This window comes from Methylobacterium organophilum, from assembly GCF_022179465.1.
Lineage (GTDB): Bacteria > Pseudomonadota > Alphaproteobacteria > Rhizobiales > Beijerinckiaceae > Methylobacterium > Methylobacterium organophilum.
On sequence record NZ_BPQV01000005.1, the window covers coordinates 82,513 to 99,800 of the forward strand.

The following is a 17,288-nucleotide window of genomic DNA, read 5'->3' on the forward strand; positions in this document are numbered from 1 at the left end:
CCCGCTCCGGTCAAAACAGATTATCGATGATATGATTTCTTTTGCAAAGACATCCTATATCGAAGTTTATCTCGCCACTTCAGACAGCAAAAAGGCCGGATCGACATCGATCCGGCCTTCGTCGATGGGACGTCGACGGATCAACGACGCGGATTGCGCTCCTCGCTGCGGTGCCGGCGATTGATCGAGCCCGTCGAGAGATCGTCGCCGCGGTTCGGCAGCAGGGTCGGAAGGGCGCGGCCCCGGCCGGTCTCGACGGTGGCGCCGGGGGCGGTCTGGGTGGGGATGCCGGCCGGGGCGGTGTAGCTCTGGGCCAGGGCGGCGGTCGCGGGCAGGCCGGCCGAGAGCGCGGCGGCGAGGGCGAGACGGGCGAGAAGGGTGGTGGACATGACGGGCTCCGATTCGTTCGATCCATGAGACGGCGCCGTTCGCGCCGCCGATGACCAAAAGATGGGGACCTCTCGCTTCCAGGAAAACCCGAAAAAACCCGATCGCAACGTTCAAGATTTTCGACAAGCTTACGCCGCCCAGCGCGGGGCTGACAGGGCTGTCTCCAGATAGGCGATCAAGGCCGCGACGCGGGCGGGCCGCAGGCTGCCCGGCGGCATCACCAGGTTGAGGGCGATGGGCGGCGGCGACCAGTCCGGCAGAACCCGCACGAGACGGCCGGCTTCGAGATCGTCCCAGATCATGAAATCGGGCTGCACGGCGAGGCCGAGCCCGGCCCGGAGGGCGGGGGTGAGCGCATCGGCATTGTTGGCCCGCAGCGGCCCCTCCGGCACGACCGAGGCTTCCGCGCCGGAGACGTGAAGGAAGCGCCAGCGGTCCGGGCTCGGCAGATAGGCATAGCCGAGGCAGGCATGCCCCGAGAGCGCCTCGGGATGGGCCGGCACACCCCGCCGCTCCAGATAGGCGGGGGCGGCGACCAGCGAACGGCGGATCGGGCAGAGCCGGCGCACCCGCAGCGAGGAATCCGGCAGGGCCGCGATGCGCAGGCCGAGATCGAAGCCGCCGCCGACGAGATCCACCAGAGCGTCGCTGAGATGCAGGTCGACGCTAACGCCCTCGTGCGCCGCGAGGAAGTCCGGCAGGAGCGGCGCCACGTGCAGGACGCCGAAGGACATCGGCGCGGCGAGCCGCACGCGGCCTCGCGGCGCGGACGCGGCGGCGCTGGCCTGGGCTTCGGCGACCTCCCCAGCGGCCAGGATGCGCTCGGCATCCCCGCGGGCGGCGCGGCCGGCCTCCGTGAGGGCGAGGCGGCGCGAGGTGCGGCTGAAGAGCTGCGCGCCGATGCGCGCCTCCAGCCGCGCCACCGCCTTGGAGACGGTCGCCTTGGACAGGCCGAGCTCGGCCGCGGCCCGGGCGAAGGAGCCGGCCTCCGCCACCTTGGCGAAGACCGCCCAGGCCTCGAAATCGGGGAGCCGCTGCATGGTGCACTTCCTGAAACGATGAATTTCCATCGTTTCCATTTCACAACGGAACGGCAAGGCCCAGATTGCCCGCAACGACGCCGCCCGCAGCGCAACCCACAGTCGGGACGGGCGGCCGAAGAGCAAACCGGAGATCAGCCCATGACCCGCCACGGCCTCCACCACGTCACCGCCTTTTCCGGCCCGGTCCGGCGCAACCTCGATTTCTACACGCGGGTGCTGGGTCTCCGGCTGGTGAAGAAGACCGTCAATTTCGACGATCCGGGCACCTACCACCTCTATTACGGCGACGCCGACGGCACCCCCGGCTCGATCCTGACCTTCTTTCCGATCGAGCACGCGGCTCCCGGCCGGGCCGGCATCGGCGAGACGCAGGAGACGGGCTTCCGCGTGCCCCGGGCCGCGATCGGCTGGTGGGCGCACCGTTTCACCGAGACGGGCGTGGCCTTCGAGCCGCCGGTCCACGTCTTCGGGGACACGGTGCTCCGCTTCCGCGATCCGGACGGGATGATGCTGGCGCTGGTCGGCACCGACGACACCGGAACCGAGGCGGCCGGCGCCCCCTGGGACGGCGGCATCCCGGCCGAGCACGCGATCCGCGGCTTCCACGGGGTCACGCTGCTCCTGAAGGAGGCGGCGCCCACGGCGGCGATCCTCACCGACGTGCTCGGCTTCGCCGAGACCGGCCGGGAGGGTTCGCTGATCCGGCTGTCCAGCGGGGCGGCGACCGGCGGTGTCGTGACGCTGCGCGCCGTCGGCGGCTTCCTGCCGGGGCGGCCGGGGGCGGGCTCCGTCCACCACATCGCCTTCCGGGCCGCCGACGACGCGGAACAGGAAGCGATGGCGGAGCGCCTGCGCAGCGTGCACGGCCTCGCCGTGACCGAGCAGCGGGACCGCAACTACTTCCGCTCGGTCTATTTCCGGGAGCCGGGCGGCGTCCTGTTCGAGATCGCCACGGATCGCCCCGGCTTCGCCGTGGACGAGCCGGCGGAGAGCCTCGGCACGGCGCTGAAGCTGCCCGCCTTCCTCGAGCCGCATCGCGACCAGATCGAGCAGGTCCTGCCCAAGGTCGCCTGACGCTCCTCCCCCGCCCCGGGTCACCGGGGCGGGCCGTCTTCCCGTCTTCTCCCGCCGCCTTCCCCCGCGAGGCCCGCCATGTCCGCGCCGTCCTTCCACCATCGCTACGAGCCCGGCACCGATTCGGGCCGGGCGCCGCTTCTGCTGCTCCACGGCACGGGGGGCGACGAGAACGACCTGCTCCCCCTCGGCCGCACGCTGGCGCCGGGGGCGGCTCTGCTGTCCCCGCGGGGGCCGGTCCTGGAGAACGGCATGCCGCGCTTCTTCCGGCGGCTGGCGGAGGGCGTGTTCGACGAAGCGGATGTGCGCCGCCGGGCGGACGAACTCGCCGCCTTCGTCGGGCAGGCCCGGGCGGCCTACGGGCTCGGCGCGCCCATCGCCGTCGGCTTCTCCAACGGCGCCAACATCGCCGCCGCCGTGCTGATGCGGCATCCGGAGGCGCTGGCCGGCGCGGTGCTCCTGCGCGCCATGGTGCCCCTCGCGGACACCCTCGCCGCGAGGTTGCCCGGCACGCCGGTCCTGATCCTGTCGGGCGCGCAGGACCCGATCGTGCCGGCCGCCAATGCCGGCCGCCTCGCGGCCGATCTCGCCGGCGCCGGTGCCCGGGTCGAGCACCAGACCCTGCCCGCCGGCCACGGCCTCACGCAGATGGATGTCGGGCTCGCGAAGGCCTGGCTCGACCGGCTCTGATCAGGCCCCCAAAGCCGCGAGCGTCAGCTCGCGGCGGTGCCCCCGATCCCGGTGCTCGATGAGATAGATCCCCTGCCAGGTGCCGAGCGCCAGCCTGCCGTCGATCACGGGGATGGTCAGCCCGGAATCGGTCAGCAGGGTGCGGATATGGGCCGGCATGTCGTCCGGCCCCTCGATCCCGTGCACGTACGAGCCGTGGCGCGGGGCGAGGCCGTCGAGGGCCGTCATCAGGTCGGTGCGCACATCCGGGTCGGCATTCTCCTGGATGGTGAGCGAGGCCGAGGTGTGCCGGCAGAACACGGCGACGAGGCCGCGGGTCAGGCCGCTCCGCGCGACGAAATCGGCCACGGCCCCGGTCACGTCGGTGAAACCCTGGCCCGGCGTCGAGACGGTGAAGCGGGCGCTCGCCTGCCGCGTGACCGCGCCGGTGGAAAAGCCCTCCAGGCCGCCGATCCTGCCCGCGCTCCTCATGCGTCTATCTCCAGTTCCGCGCCCGGCGCGATCTCCCGCTCGCCCCGCTCCAGGATGCGCTCCAGCGCCTCCAGCCGGTCGGCCTCCGCGGGCGGCTTGTCCCAACGGATCCGCGCCACCCGGGGAAACCGCATGGCGACGCCGGATTTGTGCCGGGTCGAGCGCTGCACGCCCTCGAAGGCGATCTCCAGCACCAGCCCCTCGTCCCGGCCATAGGCGACCTCGCGCACGGGGCCGAAGCGCTTCACCGTGTTGTTGCGGACGTAGCGGTCGAGCTTCGCGAGCTCGGCATCGGTGAAGCCGTGATAGGCCTTGCCCACGGGCACGAGCTCCTCCGCACCATCCGCGCCCCTCCGCCAGCAGCCGAACGTGTAGTCCGAGTAGAAGGACGAGCGCTTCCCGTGCCCGCGCTGGGCGTACATCATCACGGCATCGACCCGATACGGCTCGCGCTTCCACTTCCACCACGGCCCCTTGGGGCGGCCGGGCAGGTAGGCGCTGTTCACGCGCTTCAGCATCACGCCCTCGATGGCGTCGGCATCCGCGCCGGCCCCGACCGAGGCCGGATCGGCCCGGGCCGCCGCCACCTCCGCCCAGCTCGCGAAGGGCACCAGGGGCGAGAGGTCGATGCGGGCATGGTCGAGCCGGGCGACGAAGGCTTCGAGCCGCGCCCGGCGCTCGGAGAAGGGCAGGGGGCGCAGGTCCTCCCCCTCGGCGGCGAGGAGGTCGTAGGCGCGCACATGGGCGGGGAAGTCGTCGAGCAGCTTGCCCGTCACCGCCTTCCGGTTCAGGCGCTGCTGCAGCACGTTGAAGCTCTGCACCCGGCCCTCGCGCAGGATCAGCAGCTCGCCGTCGAGCGCCCCCTCGAAGGTGATCGCCTCGGCGAGGTCGGGGAAGGCGTGGGTGATGTCCTCGCCGGTGCGCGAATAGATCCTGCCGACCTGAAGCCCGGCCCGGTCGCGCCCGCCGGCGAGCTGCACACGGATGCCGTCCCATTTCCACTCGGCGGAGAAGGCCTCCGGCTCGAGCTTCTCGAGATCGGCCTCCTCCTCGATCGGATGGGAGAGCATCGGCGGCCGGAACGGGGCCGGGTTCAGGGTCTCCGGGCGCGCGCCCCGGCCCTCGACCCAGGCGAACAGGCTCTCATAGGGCGGCGCGAGGCCGTGCCAGACCTCTTCCACCGCATCCGCCTCGTGCCCGCCCAGCGCCCCGACCGCGGTCTTGGCGAGCCGCGCCGAGACGCCGACGCGCAGATTGCCGGTGACGAGCTTCAGGAGCGCCCAGCGCCCGGTCTCGTCGAGGGCGTCGAGCCATTCGGCGAGATGCTTGGGCAGGGTCTTCCGGGCGGTGGTGGCCAGGGTGTCCACGACCTCGGACAGGGTGGGGAGGTGGGGCGGGGGCTTGTTGTGGCCGGGGCCGGGCGCATCCCCTCGCTCCCCTGCGGGAGCGGCGGAGGCCTCGGCGGTGGGCCAGATCAGCGCAGTCGTCTCCGCGAGATCGCCGACATAGTTGTGCGAGAGGGCGAACAGCACCGGATCGACCCGCTCCTCCACCAGCCCCCGGATCAGCGCCGGCTTGGCCTCGCGGAAGCTCAGGGCGCCGGTCATGGCGGCCAGCGCGTAGCCGCGCTCCGGGTCGGGGGTGCGCGCGAAGAATTCCTGGAGCAGGCGCAGCTTGGCGGTACGGCGCGGCTCGTAGGCGAGGCGGTCGAGGAGGTGGGCGAAGTCGTTCACGCGCGCGCCTCCTCCAGGGCCGCCGTCGCGCCCGGATCGGGCTCGGCCTCGCCGTCGTCGCCGTAGCCCAGCAGGTGCAGGGGCCTCGCCCGGATGCCCTGGCTGCCGCACCAATGGACCAGGGCGTCCTCCTGGCCATGGGTCACCCAGACCTCCTCCGCGCCGGTGTCGCGGATGGTGCGGCAGAGATCGGGCCAGTCGGAATGGTCGGAGATGACGAGGGGCAACTCGACGCCCTTCTGGCGGGCGCGGGCGCGCACCCGCATCCAGCCCGAGGCGAAGGCCGTGACCGGATCGGGGAACTTGCGCGACCACAGATCCTGGATCGCGGAGGGCGGGCAGAGCACGATGGCGCCGTGCAGGTCCTTGCGCTCGGCCGCGACCACCTTCGGCGTTTCGCCGAGCGGCACGCCCTCGCGCTTGTAGAGCGCGGTCAGCTTCTCCATGGCGCCGTGCAGGTGGATCGGCTTCTCCCAGCCCTCCTCGCGCAGGAGCGCCATCACCCGCTGCGCCTTGCCCAGCGCATAGGCGCCGACGATATGGGCGCGCTCCGGGAACAGCCGCACGGATTCGAGGAGCTTGCGCACCTCGCCCCTCGTGTCGGGATGGCGGAAGACCGGCAGGCCGAAGGTCGCCTCCGTGATGAAGACGTCGCAGGGCACCACCTCGAAGGGCAGGCAGGTCGGGTCCTGCGCCCGCTTGTAGTCGCCGGAGACCACGACGCGGGCGCCGTCCTTCTCGATGGCGATCTGCGCCGAGCCGAGCACGTGGCCCGCCGGGGCGAAGCGCACGCTGACCTCGCCCACCCGCAGGACCTCGCCGAGGCGCGCCTCCTGCCGGTGCCGGCAAAAGTCCTCGCCGTAGCGCACGGCCATGATGCGCAGGGTCTCGGGCGTCGCCAGCACGTGGGCATGGCCGGAGCGGGCGTGGTCGGCATGGCCGTGGGTGATCAGCGCCCGCTCCACCGGCCGGGTCGGGTCGACGTGGAATCCCCCGAGGGGGCAGTAGAGGCCCTCCCGGGTGAGCGTGAGGAGATCGGAGGCGCGCATCGGCATCGCTGCGGATATAGGGGCCGGCACAGCCGCCGCATCCGCCGGAACACCATGTCACGTCAGCGCTCCTCCGGGGACCTCCTCGCCGACCGCCGCTACGCCTATGCCGCCGCCTGCCTCGCGGAGGGGGACCCCGCGGGCGCGGCGGAGATGGCGGAGCAGGCCCTCGCCCTCGCGCCGGATTACGCCCCCGCCTGGTTCCTCCTCGGCGAGGCCCGGGACGCACTCCTGCGCGCCGGCGATCCCGCGCAGGCGGCACCGGCGCGGGAGGCCTTCGCCCGGGCGCTCGCCCTCGAGCCGGAGGACGCGCTCGGCGCGCGGATGCGGCTCGCGTCCCTGGGTGAGGGGCCCGCGGACGCCGCGATCGGCCCGGCCTATATCCGTGCCCTGTTCGACGGCTACGCCCCGCGCTTCGAGCGGCATCTCGTCGGCGATCTCGGCTATCGCGGCCCGGAGATGATCCGCGACGCGCTGCAGGCGGCCGCGCCCGATGTGCGCTTCGGCACGGCGCTCGACCTCGGCTGCGGCACCGGGCTGATGGGCGCGGCGCTTGCCGGCCGGGTCGGACATCTCACCGGAATCGACCTCTCGCCGGCCATGCTGGCGCTCGCCCGCCGCAGGGGCTGCTACGACCGCCTCCTCGAAGGCGAGCTCCTCGGCGTCCTGGCGGGGGAGCCGGAGGCGGGCGCGGACCTCGTCACCGCGGCGGACGTGTTCATCTATTGCGGGGATCTCGGGCCGGTGCTTGCGGCGATCGCGCGCGTCCTGCGTCGGGATGGATTGGCGAGCTTCACCGTTCAGTCCCCTGAGGACGACGAAACGGACACGTCCGTCCGGCTCGGGCCGGATGGACGCTACGCCCATGGCGACGGCCACCTGCGGCAGGCGATCGCCGGAGCGGGGCTCGCCATCGTCTCGGCCGAGCCTGCCGGCATCCGGCGGCAGAACGGCCGGGCGGTCCCGGGGCGCCTTCTCGTCCTTCGACGGCCGGGGTGAGATTCCTCACAACCGGGAACACTTGTGCGTGCAACCAATAGGGAAGTGCTCCGTTGGGCCGCGACGGCCCAGCGGCGGTTCCCCGAGACGAGGTGCGGATGGAGAACAAGGCATTTCCGGCGAGTTCGACCACGCGAATCCCCTTCGCGCTGGCGCTCTCCGCCCTGGCGGGCGCAGCGGATTCCATCGGCTTCCTCGAATTCTCGCAGCTGTTCATGTCCTTCATGAGCGGCAACACCACCCGCTTCGGCACCGCCGTGAGCCATGCCGACTGGGTGGGCACCTTCCGCTTCGGCAGCGTCATCGCGCTGTTCTGCGTCGGCGCCTTCTTCGGCACGCTGCTGGCCGCCTGGTCCGGACGCTGGCGGCTGACCGTGCTGCTGATCGCGCAGGCGGTGTTCCTCGCCATCGGCCTCTACGTGCCGAACGGGTCGGAGGCCTTCCCGCTCCACGCCTATCCGATCGTGTTCGCCCTCGGCATCCAGAACGCGACCCTGCAGGACGGGGAGGGCCGCAGCATCGCGCTCACCTATGTGACCGGCGCGGTGGTGCGCTTCGGCACGGGCCTCGCCAACATGGTGCTGCACAAGCCGGCGCCGTCCTTCTGGATCCAGGCACCGCTCTGGAGCGCCCTGACGGTCGGTGCCATCGCAGGCGGCACCTTGCACATCTATTTCGGCGAGCAGGCCTTCCTGTTCCCCGCGGCGCTCGCCGCCATCCTGTCGGCGATCGCGCTGATCCTCACCCTGGTCGCCCCGGGCAGCGCCTATGTCTCCGGCGAATCCGCGCCGCAGCCCGACGCGCATCCCGAGGCGCGGCCGACGGCGACGTTCATCTGACCGGAACGATGGGCGGGATCCCGGATCCCGCCCGCTTGCCCTTCCGCCTGCTACCAGCCGCGCGCGCCGTAGAACCCCTCCCGGTCGCAGTGCCAGCGATGCGGGCGGTGGGAATAGCCGTAGCCGTACCGGTCGAAGCGCGGGCCGTCCTCGTAGGCGATCACCCGGCGCCGCTCGTAGACCGGCGCCCCATCCTCGTACGGGCCATCGACCGGGGCGGCCTCCACGTCGTAGGGCCGCCCATAGGCGCCGTAGGCCGGCCCGGGATGGGCCTCGGCCGCGACGGCGCCGAGCAGCGCACCCGCCGCGAGGCCGCCGATGATGCCCGCGGCGAGGGCACCGCCGCCCCGCGCCTCGGCGGCCGAGGAGGTGAGGACGCCGACGCCCATGAGCGCAGCAGCCGAGAGCGCAGCCAATCTCTTCATGACCATTCCCCTGACGGACAGGCCACTGGCCGGGCGACGACCCGGCCTCGCGGAATGCGGCGATGTCCCGGCCGCATGGCCCGAAATTCGCACCAGCACGTTGCACACGCGCTGAATCGCGTGCACAGCTCCGGTTCAGCTTGGGCGAGTATCCTGCCCGTGTCAGAGGCTGCCGATTCGAGCGGCACGGCGCCATGGATCTCCCGAATTCCCGCTGACCTGGATCTCGGCTCCTTCCGAGACGAGGCGACGCTGGCCCTCGGAGCCGGGATGTCGGCTGCGACTCCACGTGAGGTCGCCACACGTCGCTGGCGGCACTACAGTGGGATAATTTCCCACCGAACGACTTCGATGCCCCGCTTCTTCATCGACCTCCATGACGGCGCCAATTTCGTGAAGGATAAGGTCGGCTTCGACCTTCCGGACGAACAAGCCGTGCGTGAACGCCTGGCCCGGATCATGGCCCGGGCCGCCCAGAATCTGGCGGGCGCACCCGAGCGCCAGGACGTCTTCGCCATCGTCCGCGACGAGAACCGGCAGATCGTCCTGCGCGCGCATCTGTCCTTCGACATCGAGACCGTCGAGCGGGGCTGAGGCGCCCGCCCGGGGAATCGACTCAGCCCACCACGGTCATCGGCCGGCGCGCCTCCGTCGAGAGATCCGTGCGGAGCCCGGGCTCGGCCGGAAGCGGGGGCCAATTGGCGTTGTGGGCGGCCGTGGCGCTCGCCACGCGGTCCCGTCCCTGGGCCTTGGCGAGGTAGAGTGCCTGGTCGGCGGATTTGAGAAGATCCGGATAGGCGATGCCGAGCCAGCGGGTCGGGCCGTAGGCCGCGGTGACGCCGATGCTCACGGTCAGCCGTGCGCCCTGCGGCTGGCCCGGATGGGGGATCGCCAGCTCCGCCACGGCGGCGCGCAGGGCCTCCGCCGCCGCGCAGGCCTCGGCCAGCGTCGCCCCGGGCAGGAAGGCCGCGAATTCCTCGCCGCCGTAGCGGGCCACGAGGCCGCCGCTCGCGGCGATGGCGCCACGCAGGGCCGCCGCGACCTGGACGAGGCAACGGTCGCCCTCGGCATGGCCGGCCGCGTCGTTGAGGCGCTTGAAGTGGTCGATATCGACCAGGATGACCCCGAGCCACGCCTCCTGCCGCTCGCAGGCCTCCCAGGCCTCGTCGAGCCGATCCGAGAAATGGCGGCGATTGGCGACGCCGGTGAGGGAATCGGTCTCGGACAGGATCCGGAGACGGGCATTCGCCTCCGCCAGGGCCTCGGCCTGGAGGGATTCCCGCAAGCCCGCGAGGAAGACCTTCTTGGCCTCCCATTCGTTGGAATAATGGAGCTTGAGCGGCACCACGATCAGCCCCGACACCAGGAGCGGCAGCCCGTTGCCGGCCGCATCCGTGAGGCCGAAGGCGACGATCATCCCGACATAGAGGATCAGGGACGAACCGCAGAACCAGAGGCTGTGCCGGAACGGCTGCGGCGCGATGAGGCCGACCACGAGCGGCACGATCGCCGCGATGATGACGTAGGAGGCGGTGTGCGAGGCCGGCACGAGCCGGGCGCTGTTGAGGACGACCGCCAGATCGACCAGCGAGGTCGCGAGGGCCGCGCAGGACAGCCGCATCACCGTGGGGCGCCCGCGCAGGAGGACGATCGCGGTCAGCGTGACGGGACAGAACACCCCCAGCGTCAGCACGAGCGGGACCGCGAAGGCCTCGGGGCCGAAGGCATCGTAGTCCATCGCCAGGGACAGGACGTTGAACAGCACGAAGACGCCAAGCCAGGTCTGGACATAGAGACCGTTCTGACGGGCGGTCTCGGCGCGGTAGCGCGCTTCCAGGGGGGCGGGCAGCCGGAGCCTGTACCAGGGACGGCTCAGGCCCGCTTCAATAAGACGTTGCATGGACGTGCCGGCTCATCCTCTGGTGAGGCACCCGGCAATCTATGAGGCGATTTTTTCCCAAGCGTTAAGGCAATCGCCGAGATTTGCGAACATCGGCGATTGCCTCGCGCGCAGGTTGCACCTTTGCGCGGGGCCCCTCAGGCGCCCGCGTCGTCGGAATTCTGGGCGTAGCGGACCAGCGCGTCGATCTCCCCCGGCGCACGGAACACCTGGCCATCCCCCGTCTCGACATAGACATCCGCGGCGCCGAGGCTGGAGAAGGTCATCGCCCGCTCGGCGGCGCGGACGCCGATCGCGTGCTCTTCCGCCTTGGAGCCAGAGGGCGCCGTGTAGTGAACGGTGTAGGTCATGAAGCTCTCCTGCTGGCGGGCGAGCATAGGCCAGGGGACCGGCACCACCAAATCGCGCCACCGGCGGAGCCTTCAGGTCCGGTTCAACCGGCGCGGCCTAGCTTGGCCCACCTCGCACGAACGGCCGCTCCATCCGGAGCCCCGCCGCCTCGGCGCGGGACTTCCGTTCGGACGCCATGCTCGCCCTCCCGACCACCCCTCTCGGTGTTCCCGTCCTGCCGATCCCGCATGCCGGCGCGGGGCGAGCCGCAAGCCCGTTCCCGGGCACGCGGGCCTTCCTCCGAAGCGTCATGCCGGCCCTCGACCTCGCTTTCGGCCTCGAGGATGTCTCGACCTACCCGGACGCGATCGTGGCGCTGATCGAACGCCTCGAAGCGGGCCCGCTGGGGCAGGCGGCGACGGCCGGCGACCGGCAAGCCGTGGCCTTCGCCTGATCGCCGGGCCGGCCCGGCACAGGCCGGCGGCCTCACGTTTCGGCGCGGCGTGAAACCCGCGGGAACCCCGACGGCCACCGATCCTCGGCGTCAGGCCGCCAAGCCTTCGCCCTCGTTCATCATGGGAACCGGATCATCTGCCGGTACAGAGGACTTGCCGTCCTTCCTGTCGAAAAACAGGCACCTTCTCTTCGGTCTCGCAAGACGAAGAGAATGGTGCGGCCAAGAGGACTCGAACCTCCACCCCTCGCGGGACTAGCACCTCAAGCTAGCGCGTCTACCAATTCCGCCATGGCCGCTCGTCGCACCCGGGGTCGGCCGAAGTGGCTGCACCGGTGGGAGCGGCGCAGCGGATAACAGATGCGATCCCGGGGCACAAGCGCTGCTTTCGCGCCGGCTGACGATTGCCGGCCCGCCGCCCCGTCGACGGCGCGCCGCAGGCCCCGTTTCCGCGCCCCGCGAGGTCAGGCGCGCAGGGAGGCCTCGAAATACGCGATGGTGCGCGCCAGCCCCTCGCGCAACGGCACGGTGGGGTTCCAGCCCAGCACCGCTTGCGCCTTGGCGATGTCCGGGCGGCGTTGGCGGGGATCGTCGGGCGGGAGGGGGCGGAAGACCAGCCTGGAGGTCGAGCCCGTGAGCTCGAGCACGAGCGCGGCGAGCTCCGCGATGGTGAACTCGCCCGGATTGCCGATGTTGATCGGCCCGGTCACCTCCGGGCCGCTCTCCATCATGGCCACGAAGCCGTCGACGAGGTCGTCCACGTAGCAGAAGGAGCGGGTCTGCCGGCCGTCGCCGTAGAGGGTGATGTCCTCGCCCTTCAGGGCCTGGACCACGAGGTTCGAGACCACCCGCCCGTCATGGGGGTGCATCCGCGGGCCGTAGGTGTTGAAGATGCGCACCACCTTGATCGCGAGCCCGTGCTGCCGGTGGTAGTCGAAGAACAGCGTCTCCGCGCAGCGCTTGCCCTCGTCGTAGCAGGAGCGGAAGCCGATCGGGTTCACCCGGCCCCAGTATTCCTCGGGCTGGGGATGGATCTCGGGATCGCCATAGACCTCGGAGGTCGAGGCCTGGAGGATCGGGATCTTCAGCCGCTTGGCCAGCCCCAGCATGTTGATCGCGCCGATCACGCTGGTCTTGGTCGTCTGGACGGGGTCGAACTGGTAGTGGATCGGCGAGGCCGGGCAGGCGAGATTGTAGATCTCGTCCACCTCGACATAGAGCGGGAAGGTCACGTCGTGCCGCAGGAACTCGAAGCGCGGTTCCGGGAGCAGATGCGCGATGTTGCGCCGACTGCCCGTGAACAGGTTGTCGACGCACAGCACCTCATGCCCGAGCCCGAGCAGCTTCTCGCAGAGATGCGACCCGAGGAACCCGGCGCCGCCGGTGACCAGAACGCGCTTCGAAATCCCACGCCGCACGGGTCGGCTCCCTGACAGAGGAAGGCCTCTCGCCGGCCCCTCCCAAGGAGGCGCCCGTCAAGCGCCGGTCTGAGAAGCGGTATACTTGACGTACCAGTCGACGAAAGCCGCGATCCCCTCCTCGACGGGCGTCACCGGCACGTAGCCGATCAGGTCCCGCAGGAGCGCGGTGCTCGCCTCCGTCTTCTCCACGTCCCCGGGGGGCAGATCCTTCAGCACGCGGGTCGCGCTCCGCCCGAGGCTGGCCTCGAGGAGGTCGAGGATCCGCGACACGCTGACGGGCTGGCCGCCGCCGATATTGACGAGCCGATAGGGCGCGACCGGGCTCAGGGTGTCGGCCTCGGACAGACGGGCCTGCGGGTCGGCGGCGGGCGGCTTTCCGAGGAGGCGGTGGATGCTTTCCACCAGGTCGCCGACATAGGTGAAGTCCCGCACCGCGCGGCCATGGCCGTAGACGTCGACCGGCTCGCCCGCCAGGATCTTGCGGGTGAACAGGAACAGCGACATGTCGGGCCGGCCCCAGGGGCCGTAGACCGTGAAGAAGCGGAAGGCCGTGACCGGCAGCCGCCACAGATGCGCGTAGGTATGGGCCAGCACCTCGCCGGAGAGCTTCGTCGCCGCGTAGATGCTCATCGGCGCGGCGGAGCGGTCCGTCTCCCGGAACGGCAGCGTCGTGTTGCCGCCATAGGCCGAGGAGGTCGAGGCGAACATCACGTGCTGGATGTCGAGGCCCCGGCAGGCCTCGAACAGGTTGAACGTGCCGACGATGTTGCTCGCGATGTATTGGCGCGGCTGCTCCAGGCTGTAGCGCACGCCGGCCTGGGCCGCGAGATGGACGACGACATCCGGCCGAGTCGCCCGCATGACCGCGCGGATGCGGTCCGCATCCTCGAGCATGAATTCGTGGAACGAGAAGCGGTCGTGGGCCGAGAGATGCGCGAGCCGGGCGCGTTTCAGCGCGACGTCGTAGTAGCTGGTCATCCCGTCGATGCCGACGACCTCGACGCCGTCGGACAGCAAGCGATGCGCAAGATGAAATCCGATGAATCCTGCGGCACCGGTAACGAGAACCCGCATGAATGCTGCTCCTGAGAGATTGGTTGACGCCGCAAGTTCCGTTTCGACGCGCACTCGCCTCTGCCATATCGGCATGACGCTGCGAGATCACGCACGAAATCCGCCCGCCGACGGCCGCGGCGCAGGAACAACTTCCCGGCAACCGCGCCGGAGGAGACGCCCCGGCCCGCAATGAGCCGGGGAGAGAAACCGCGCGCGCATTCGCCTTCCGGGCCGCGGCCTGCTAGGGTTGCGAAGCCTTATCCGGTGGCGATCCGCGCCCCGAGGGCTTCACGACCGCCCGTCCCCCGATCGCTCCGCCGGACACCGCGAGGAGGCCGCGAGCAAAGGGATGGCGCCGGCCCCGGGCCGGCCGCCGGGACGAGGGCGGCGCGATGGAAGACGTTCCATGACCGACGACATTGCCGCCAAGATCCGCGCCGAGGCGCGCGCGGAACGCGCGGAGCGCATGGCCCGCGAAGGCGCCGAGGCGATGGCGGAACACCAGGCGGCGATCCGGGCCGTCGACGAGCGTACGCTCCGCCTGCGCGCCCTCCGCCTCGCCAAGGAGGCCGAGGAGGCCGCAGAACGCGCCGCCAATCCGCCCGCGCCCAAGCGCCGGCGCACCAAGGCCTGAGGGAGAGGATCGCCATGGCCTTCGACCGCCCCCGCCGCTCCAGCGACCCCCGCGCCGCCGCCGAAGCCGCCTTCAAGGCGGTGACTACCCGCAAGCCCGCACCCGCCCCGGCGCCGGGACCGGCCGCGGCGACGGCCGTCCCCGGTGTCCGCGAGACCGTCTCCCTGCGCCTCGACAAGGCGGTGCTGGAGCATTTCCAGAAGGACGGCCCCGGCTGGCAGGACCGCATCAACGCCGCCCTCAAGGCCGCCGCCGGGCTCTGAGGGCGGCCTTTCGGGAGGGCCAAGCGCTCAGGCGTGCACCGCCCGGGCGAGCTCGGCCTTCGACATGCGGGAGCGGCCGGAAATGTCTTTCGCCCGCGCCTTCTTCATCAGCTCGGCCTTGGTCTCGCCGCTCTCCGTCCGGGACGACGTCGAGCCTGTCTTGCGGGCGGAGGCGGCCTTCTTCGCCACGTCCGCGGGCTGCTTCGAATGCTGCTTGCCCTTGGCGGAATCGGCGCGCTTCTTGGCGGTGGAGCGGGCGTATTCGGACGCGCTCAGGCTCTCGCGGGCCTTCTTGGACAGGTAGCGCTCGCCGGTCTTGCCGCTCTCCTTGCCCGACTTCGTGCCCCATTCCTCGTCGGTCCATTGCTTGAGGTGGTTGTCGGACGACTTCCCGCCCTCGTAGCCACCGCCCTCCTTCTTGTACGTGCTCGTGGCCATCTGCGCCTTGCGGGCGGACCATTGCCCCGGCTTGCCGCCCTTGTCGGAGCGGGTGACCTTCGCCTTCACCTTTTCCCAGAGCTTCGGATCGGTCTTCTTGGCGCGCTCGGCCATGATCGTGTCTCCTCGACGGGGGATTTGGCGGTCAATCGGGCGCGAGGCCCCGGCGTTCCGGCCCGCTTCGCCGCATCCTGGGGACAATCCCCCGCGCGCCGCGGGAACGGATGCGTTGACAGCGGGGCGCGAAGGTCTCACCTCGCGCGGGCATCGCTCTTCCCCGTCGCGCCACCGTCATGCTTCGGCGCCAGGAAGACCGGTGGACGAACAGGCGATGCGGGCGTGCCCGCAGCGGAGACGAAGGCATGTCGGCGAACAGCGCCCCCACGGTATTCATCGACGGCGAGGCCGGGACCACGGGCCTCGGCATCCGCGAGCGCCTAGAGCGCGAGGGCCGCGTGCGCCTCGTGAGCATCCCGCACGAGCACCGCAAGGATGCGGCCGTGAAGCGCGACCTGATCGCCGGCGTCGACCTGGTGGTGCTGTGCCTGCCCGACGACGCGGCCAAGGAGACCGTGGCGCTCGCCGACGGCCTGCCCGGCGGCGGCCCGCGCATCCTCGATGCCAGCACCGCCCACCGCGTCGCCCAGGGCTGGACCTACGGCTTTCCCGAGCTCGCCCCGGGCCAGGCGGAGGCGATCCGCGCCGCGCGCCGGGTCGCCAATCCCGGCTGCTACCCGACCGGGGGCATCGCCCTGCTGCGCCCCCTCGTCGAGGGCGGCCTGATCCCGGCCGACTTCCCCATCAGCGTGAACGCGGTCAGCGGCTATAGCGGCGGCGGCCGCTCCATGATCGAGGCCTACGAGCGCAACGAGGCGCCCGCCTTCGAGATGTACGGCCTCGGCCTCGGCCACAAGCACGTGCCCGAGCTGCAGGCCTATGCCCGCCTGACCCGGCGGCCGATCTTCGTGCCCTCCGTCGGCAATTTCCGGCAGGGCATGCTGGTGAGCGTGCCCCTGCATCTCGACAGTCTGCCCGGCCGCCCGACCCCGGGCGATCTCGAGGACGCCCTCGCCGCCTGGTACGCGGGCAGCGCCCTAGTCTCGGTGGTCAAGGGCGCGGAAGCCGGCGCCCATCGCGAGCGGATCGAGCCCGAGGCGCTCAACGACACCGACCGGCTGGAGCTGCGGGTCTTCGGCTCGGACAGCCACCGCCAGGCCGTGCTCGTCGCCCGCCTGGACAATCTCGGCAAGGGCGCCTCCGGTGCGGCGGTGCAGAATCTCGGCCTGATGCTCGGGCTCGACTGACCACCCGGCGCCTCGGGACGACGGGGCTCCCATCGCCTCGTCGTCCGCCCCCCCCCGAGAACGAAGCCGGGGCGCCGCCGATCCGCTCGTCCGGAATCGGCCGTCGGCGCGCCCGGCGACGCGGCGCGATCCTCGATCCCAGCGATCCTTGTCCGAAGGGCCGCCCCGGCTTCGTCCGCTGGCGGCAGCCCGGTGAAGCGGTTTCCGCCCTGAGCGTGGGGACGGGCCCGGAGACCGGCGCCCTCACAACAAGCATCGTTTCAAGATACGCGCGATGAAAATCAATTATCGTGCGCTGCAATCTTCCGCCCGCCGGTGAGCGGCGACGGCGCAGGCCGGCGCGAAACGCGGCCTGTCGCGCAGATTTGAGGGAGCGCTGCCGCAGGCCCGCAGCGCACAGGCACACGATCCACAAGATTTCGCGCATCCAGGACCCGTGATCGGCCAATGTCGACCCGGGTCGGCCGTCGACAGAAGCGATGCCTATGGCGCCCCCATCCGCAAAAGACGAGGCAAATATCTGATCCCGTGCGGGAATTTCAGATATGGGCCGCGGGATGTCTCGCGCCGGGGCCTGCGAGAAGCCTGTTTTTTCCCATCGCCCCCCATCCATCGCCACGACCGGGACGTCCCCGAGCCTGCACTCGCCTGTGCAAGAGAGGACTGGATGAAAAACCGAAATAGCTCGGCTTTTGATCGCTCGTAATCCGAAAATTCTTTGGAAACGTCTTGCCGTGTAGTGGAGCTGAGCTTACGCTCTGGATGTCAAACGCTC

At 70.9% G+C, this 17,288-nt stretch carries 20 protein-coding genes and 1 tRNA gene; 9 read left to right on the forward strand and 12 right to left on the reverse strand.

What is annotated here, in order from left to right; translation table 11 throughout:
• Positions 1–140 precede the first annotated feature (140 nt).
• Both MFF21_RS10010 and MFF21_RS10015 read right to left on the reverse strand, forming a co-directional pair.
• The gene (locus tag MFF21_RS10010) at positions 141–389 is read right to left on the reverse strand and encodes a hypothetical protein (RefSeq protein ID WP_238311008.1); all 249 of its coding nucleotides are present in this window, start codon (positions 387–389) and stop codon (positions 141–143) included.
• A 129-nt stretch (positions 390–518) separates the two neighbouring features.
• A complete protein-coding gene (locus tag MFF21_RS10015) occupies positions 519–1,430 on the reverse strand; it encodes a LysR family transcriptional regulator (protein ID WP_238311009.1) in 912 nt (303 codons plus the stop codon).
• Between the two features lie 141 nt (positions 1,431–1,571).
• Here MFF21_RS10015 and MFF21_RS10020 point away from each other — a divergent pair, with 141 nt between their 5' ends.
• Both MFF21_RS10020 and MFF21_RS10025 read left to right on the forward strand, forming a co-directional pair.
• Positions 1,572–2,507: a ring-cleaving dioxygenase gene (locus MFF21_RS10020; RefSeq protein ID WP_238311010.1), complete on the forward strand. Its 936-nt coding sequence runs from the start codon at positions 1,572–1,574 to the stop codon at positions 2,505–2,507.
• Between the two features lie 78 nt (positions 2,508–2,585).
• Complete coding sequence (locus MFF21_RS10025; protein ID WP_238311011.1) at positions 2,586–3,197, forward strand: alpha/beta hydrolase; 612 nt, start codon at positions 2,586–2,588, stop codon at positions 3,195–3,197.
• On the opposite strand, the gene MFF21_RS10030 is transcribed toward MFF21_RS10025, so the two are convergent.
• From MFF21_RS10030 to MFF21_RS10040, 3 genes are read right to left on the reverse strand one after another with little or no spacing between them, the layout of a single operon-like run.
• Positions 3,198–3,668: a secondary thiamine-phosphate synthase enzyme YjbQ gene (locus MFF21_RS10030; RefSeq protein WP_238311012.1), complete on the reverse strand. Its 471-nt coding sequence runs from the start codon at positions 3,666–3,668 to the stop codon at positions 3,198–3,200. It lies immediately after the preceding gene.
• Entirely contained in the window at positions 3,665–5,401 is a 1,737-nt protein-coding gene (locus tag MFF21_RS10035) for a cisplatin damage response ATP-dependent DNA ligase (RefSeq protein ID WP_238311013.1), read from the reverse strand. The genes MFF21_RS10030 and MFF21_RS10035 overlap by 4 nt, the downstream gene beginning before the upstream one ends.
• Positions 5,398–6,456: a ligase-associated DNA damage response exonuclease gene (locus MFF21_RS10040; RefSeq protein ID WP_238311241.1), complete on the reverse strand. Its 1,059-nt coding sequence runs from the start codon at positions 6,454–6,456 to the stop codon at positions 5,398–5,400. The genes MFF21_RS10035 and MFF21_RS10040 overlap by 4 nt, the downstream gene beginning before the upstream one ends.
• A gap of 48 nt (positions 6,457–6,504) precedes the next feature.
• Here MFF21_RS10040 and MFF21_RS10045 point away from each other — a divergent pair, with 48 nt between their 5' ends.
• Positions 6,505–7,449 carry a class I SAM-dependent DNA methyltransferase gene (locus MFF21_RS10045; protein WP_238311014.1) on the forward strand — a complete coding sequence of 315 codons (945 nt, stop codon included), beginning with the start codon at positions 6,505–6,507 and terminating at the stop codon, positions 7,447–7,449.
• Between the two features lie 98 nt (positions 7,450–7,547).
• Entirely contained in the window at positions 7,548–8,288 is a 741-nt protein-coding gene (locus tag MFF21_RS10050; RefSeq protein WP_238311015.1) for a YoaK family protein, read from the forward strand.
• Positions 8,289–8,338: 50 nt separating this feature from the next.
• Here the strand turns inward: MFF21_RS10050 and MFF21_RS10055 are convergent, their stop codons facing one another.
• Complete coding sequence (locus tag MFF21_RS10055) at positions 8,339–8,713, reverse strand: hypothetical protein (protein WP_238311016.1); 375 nt, start codon at positions 8,711–8,713, stop codon at positions 8,339–8,341.
• Positions 8,714–9,064: 351 nt separating this feature from the next.
• Here MFF21_RS10055 and MFF21_RS10060 point away from each other — a divergent pair, with 351 nt between their 5' ends.
• Positions 9,065–9,307 (forward strand): DUF6894 family protein, encoded by a 243-nt coding sequence (locus MFF21_RS10060; protein ID WP_238311017.1) that lies wholly within the window; start codon positions 9,065–9,067, stop codon positions 9,305–9,307.
• A 22-nt stretch (positions 9,308–9,329) separates the two neighbouring features.
• On the opposite strand, the gene MFF21_RS10065 is transcribed toward MFF21_RS10060, so the two are convergent.
• On the reverse strand, positions 9,330–10,613 hold the full coding sequence (locus MFF21_RS10065) for a GGDEF domain-containing protein (RefSeq protein ID WP_238311018.1): 1,284 nt from the start codon (positions 10,611–10,613) through the stop codon (positions 9,330–9,332).
• Between the two features lie 137 nt (positions 10,614–10,750).
• Positions 10,751–10,963 carry a hypothetical protein gene (locus tag MFF21_RS10070; RefSeq protein ID WP_238311019.1) on the reverse strand — a complete coding sequence of 71 codons (213 nt, stop codon included), beginning with the start codon at positions 10,961–10,963 and terminating at the stop codon, positions 10,751–10,753.
• A 290-nt stretch (positions 10,964–11,253) separates the two neighbouring features.
• On the opposite strand from MFF21_RS10070, the gene MFF21_RS10075 reads away from it, so the two are divergent.
• Positions 11,254–11,397, forward strand: a complete 144-nt coding sequence (locus MFF21_RS10075; RefSeq protein ID WP_238311020.1) for a hypothetical protein — start codon at positions 11,254–11,256, stop codon at positions 11,395–11,397.
• Positions 11,398–11,611: 214 nt separating this feature from the next.
• Here the strand turns inward: MFF21_RS10075 and MFF21_RS10080 are convergent.
• The 3 genes from MFF21_RS10080 to MFF21_RS10090 form a co-directional block, all read right to left on the reverse strand.
• Positions 11,612–11,696: transfer RNA gene (locus MFF21_RS10080), tRNA-Leu, on the reverse strand.
• Positions 11,697–11,861: 165 nt separating this feature from the next.
• Positions 11,862–12,815, reverse strand: coding sequence for a UDP-glucuronic acid decarboxylase family protein (locus MFF21_RS10085; RefSeq protein WP_238311021.1), 954 nt, complete (start codon positions 12,813–12,815; stop codon positions 11,862–11,864).
• A gap of 57 nt (positions 12,816–12,872) precedes the next feature.
• Positions 12,873–13,892 carry an SDR family NAD(P)-dependent oxidoreductase gene (locus MFF21_RS10090; protein WP_238311022.1) on the reverse strand — a complete coding sequence of 340 codons (1,020 nt, stop codon included), beginning with the start codon at positions 13,890–13,892 and terminating at the stop codon, positions 12,873–12,875.
• Between the two features lie 388 nt (positions 13,893–14,280).
• Here MFF21_RS10090 and MFF21_RS10095 point away from each other — a divergent pair, with 388 nt between their 5' ends.
• Together MFF21_RS10095 and MFF21_RS10100 are read left to right on the forward strand one after the other, a co-directional pair.
• Entirely contained in the window at positions 14,281–14,508 is a 228-nt protein-coding gene (locus MFF21_RS10095; RefSeq protein ID WP_238311023.1) for a hypothetical protein, read from the forward strand.
• Positions 14,509–14,522: 14 nt separating this feature from the next.
• Positions 14,523–14,771 carry a BrnA antitoxin family protein gene (locus MFF21_RS10100; RefSeq protein ID WP_238311024.1) on the forward strand — a complete coding sequence of 83 codons (249 nt, stop codon included), beginning with the start codon at positions 14,523–14,525 and terminating at the stop codon, positions 14,769–14,771.
• 27 nt (positions 14,772–14,798) lie between these two features.
• Here the strand turns inward: MFF21_RS10100 and MFF21_RS10105 are convergent, their stop codons facing one another.
• Entirely contained in the window at positions 14,799–15,323 is a 525-nt protein-coding gene (locus tag MFF21_RS10105) for a hypothetical protein (protein WP_238311025.1), read from the reverse strand.
• A gap of 248 nt (positions 15,324–15,571) precedes the next feature.
• On the opposite strand from MFF21_RS10105, the gene argC reads away from it, so the two are divergent.
• The gene (argC, locus tag MFF21_RS10110) at positions 15,572–16,513 is read left to right on the forward strand and encodes an N-acetyl-gamma-glutamyl-phosphate reductase (RefSeq protein WP_238311026.1); all 942 of its coding nucleotides are present in this window, start codon (positions 15,572–15,574) and stop codon (positions 16,511–16,513) included.
• Positions 16,514–17,288 lie beyond the last annotated feature (775 nt).

Coding starts and splice junctions, on each gene's coding strand:
- MFF21_RS10010 (WP_238311008.1), bottom strand. CDS start 389: ATGTCCACCACCCTTCTCGCCCGTCTCGCCCTCGCCGCCGCGCTCTCG.
- MFF21_RS10070 (WP_238311019.1), bottom strand. CDS start 10,963: ATGACCTACACCGTTCACTACACGGCGCCCTCTGGCTCCAAGGCGGAA.
- MFF21_RS10020 (WP_238311010.1), top strand. CDS start 1,572: ATGACCCGCCACGGCCTCCACCACGTCACCGCCTTTTCCGGCCCGGTC.
- MFF21_RS10065 (WP_238311018.1), bottom strand. CDS start 10,613: ATGCAACGTCTTATTGAAGCGGGCCTGAGCCGTCCCTGGTACAGGCTC.
- MFF21_RS10055 (WP_238311016.1), bottom strand. CDS start 8,713: ATGAAGAGATTGGCTGCGCTCTCGGCTGCTGCGCTCATGGGCGTCGGC.
- MFF21_RS10040 (WP_238311241.1), bottom strand. CDS start 6,456: ATGCCGATGCGCGCCTCCGATCTCCTCACGCTCACCCGGGAGGGCCTC.
- argC (WP_238311026.1), top strand. CDS start 15,572: ATGTCGGCGAACAGCGCCCCCACGGTATTCATCGACGGCGAGGCCGGG.
- MFF21_RS10050 (WP_238311015.1), top strand. CDS start 7,548: ATGGAGAACAAGGCATTTCCGGCGAGTTCGACCACGCGAATCCCCTTC.
- MFF21_RS10090 (WP_238311022.1), bottom strand. CDS start 13,892: ATGCGGGTTCTCGTTACCGGTGCCGCAGGATTCATCGGATTTCATCTT.
- MFF21_RS10060 (WP_238311017.1), top strand. CDS start 9,065: ATGCCCCGCTTCTTCATCGACCTCCATGACGGCGCCAATTTCGTGAAG.
- MFF21_RS10025 (WP_238311011.1), top strand. CDS start 2,586: ATGTCCGCGCCGTCCTTCCACCATCGCTACGAGCCCGGCACCGATTCG.
- MFF21_RS10045 (WP_238311014.1), top strand. CDS start 6,505: ATGTCACGTCAGCGCTCCTCCGGGGACCTCCTCGCCGACCGCCGCTAC.
- MFF21_RS10015 (WP_238311009.1), bottom strand. CDS start 1,430: ATGCAGCGGCTCCCCGATTTCGAGGCCTGGGCGGTCTTCGCCAAGGTG.
- MFF21_RS10030 (WP_238311012.1), bottom strand. CDS start 3,668: ATGAGGAGCGCGGGCAGGATCGGCGGCCTGGAGGGCTTTTCCACCGGC.
- MFF21_RS10105 (WP_238311025.1), bottom strand. CDS start 15,323: ATGGCCGAGCGCGCCAAGAAGACCGATCCGAAGCTCTGGGAAAAGGTG.
- MFF21_RS10095 (WP_238311023.1), top strand. CDS start 14,281: ATGACCGACGACATTGCCGCCAAGATCCGCGCCGAGGCGCGCGCGGAA.
- MFF21_RS10075 (WP_238311020.1), top strand. CDS start 11,254: ATGCCGGCCCTCGACCTCGCTTTCGGCCTCGAGGATGTCTCGACCTAC.
- MFF21_RS10100 (WP_238311024.1), top strand. CDS start 14,523: ATGGCCTTCGACCGCCCCCGCCGCTCCAGCGACCCCCGCGCCGCCGCC.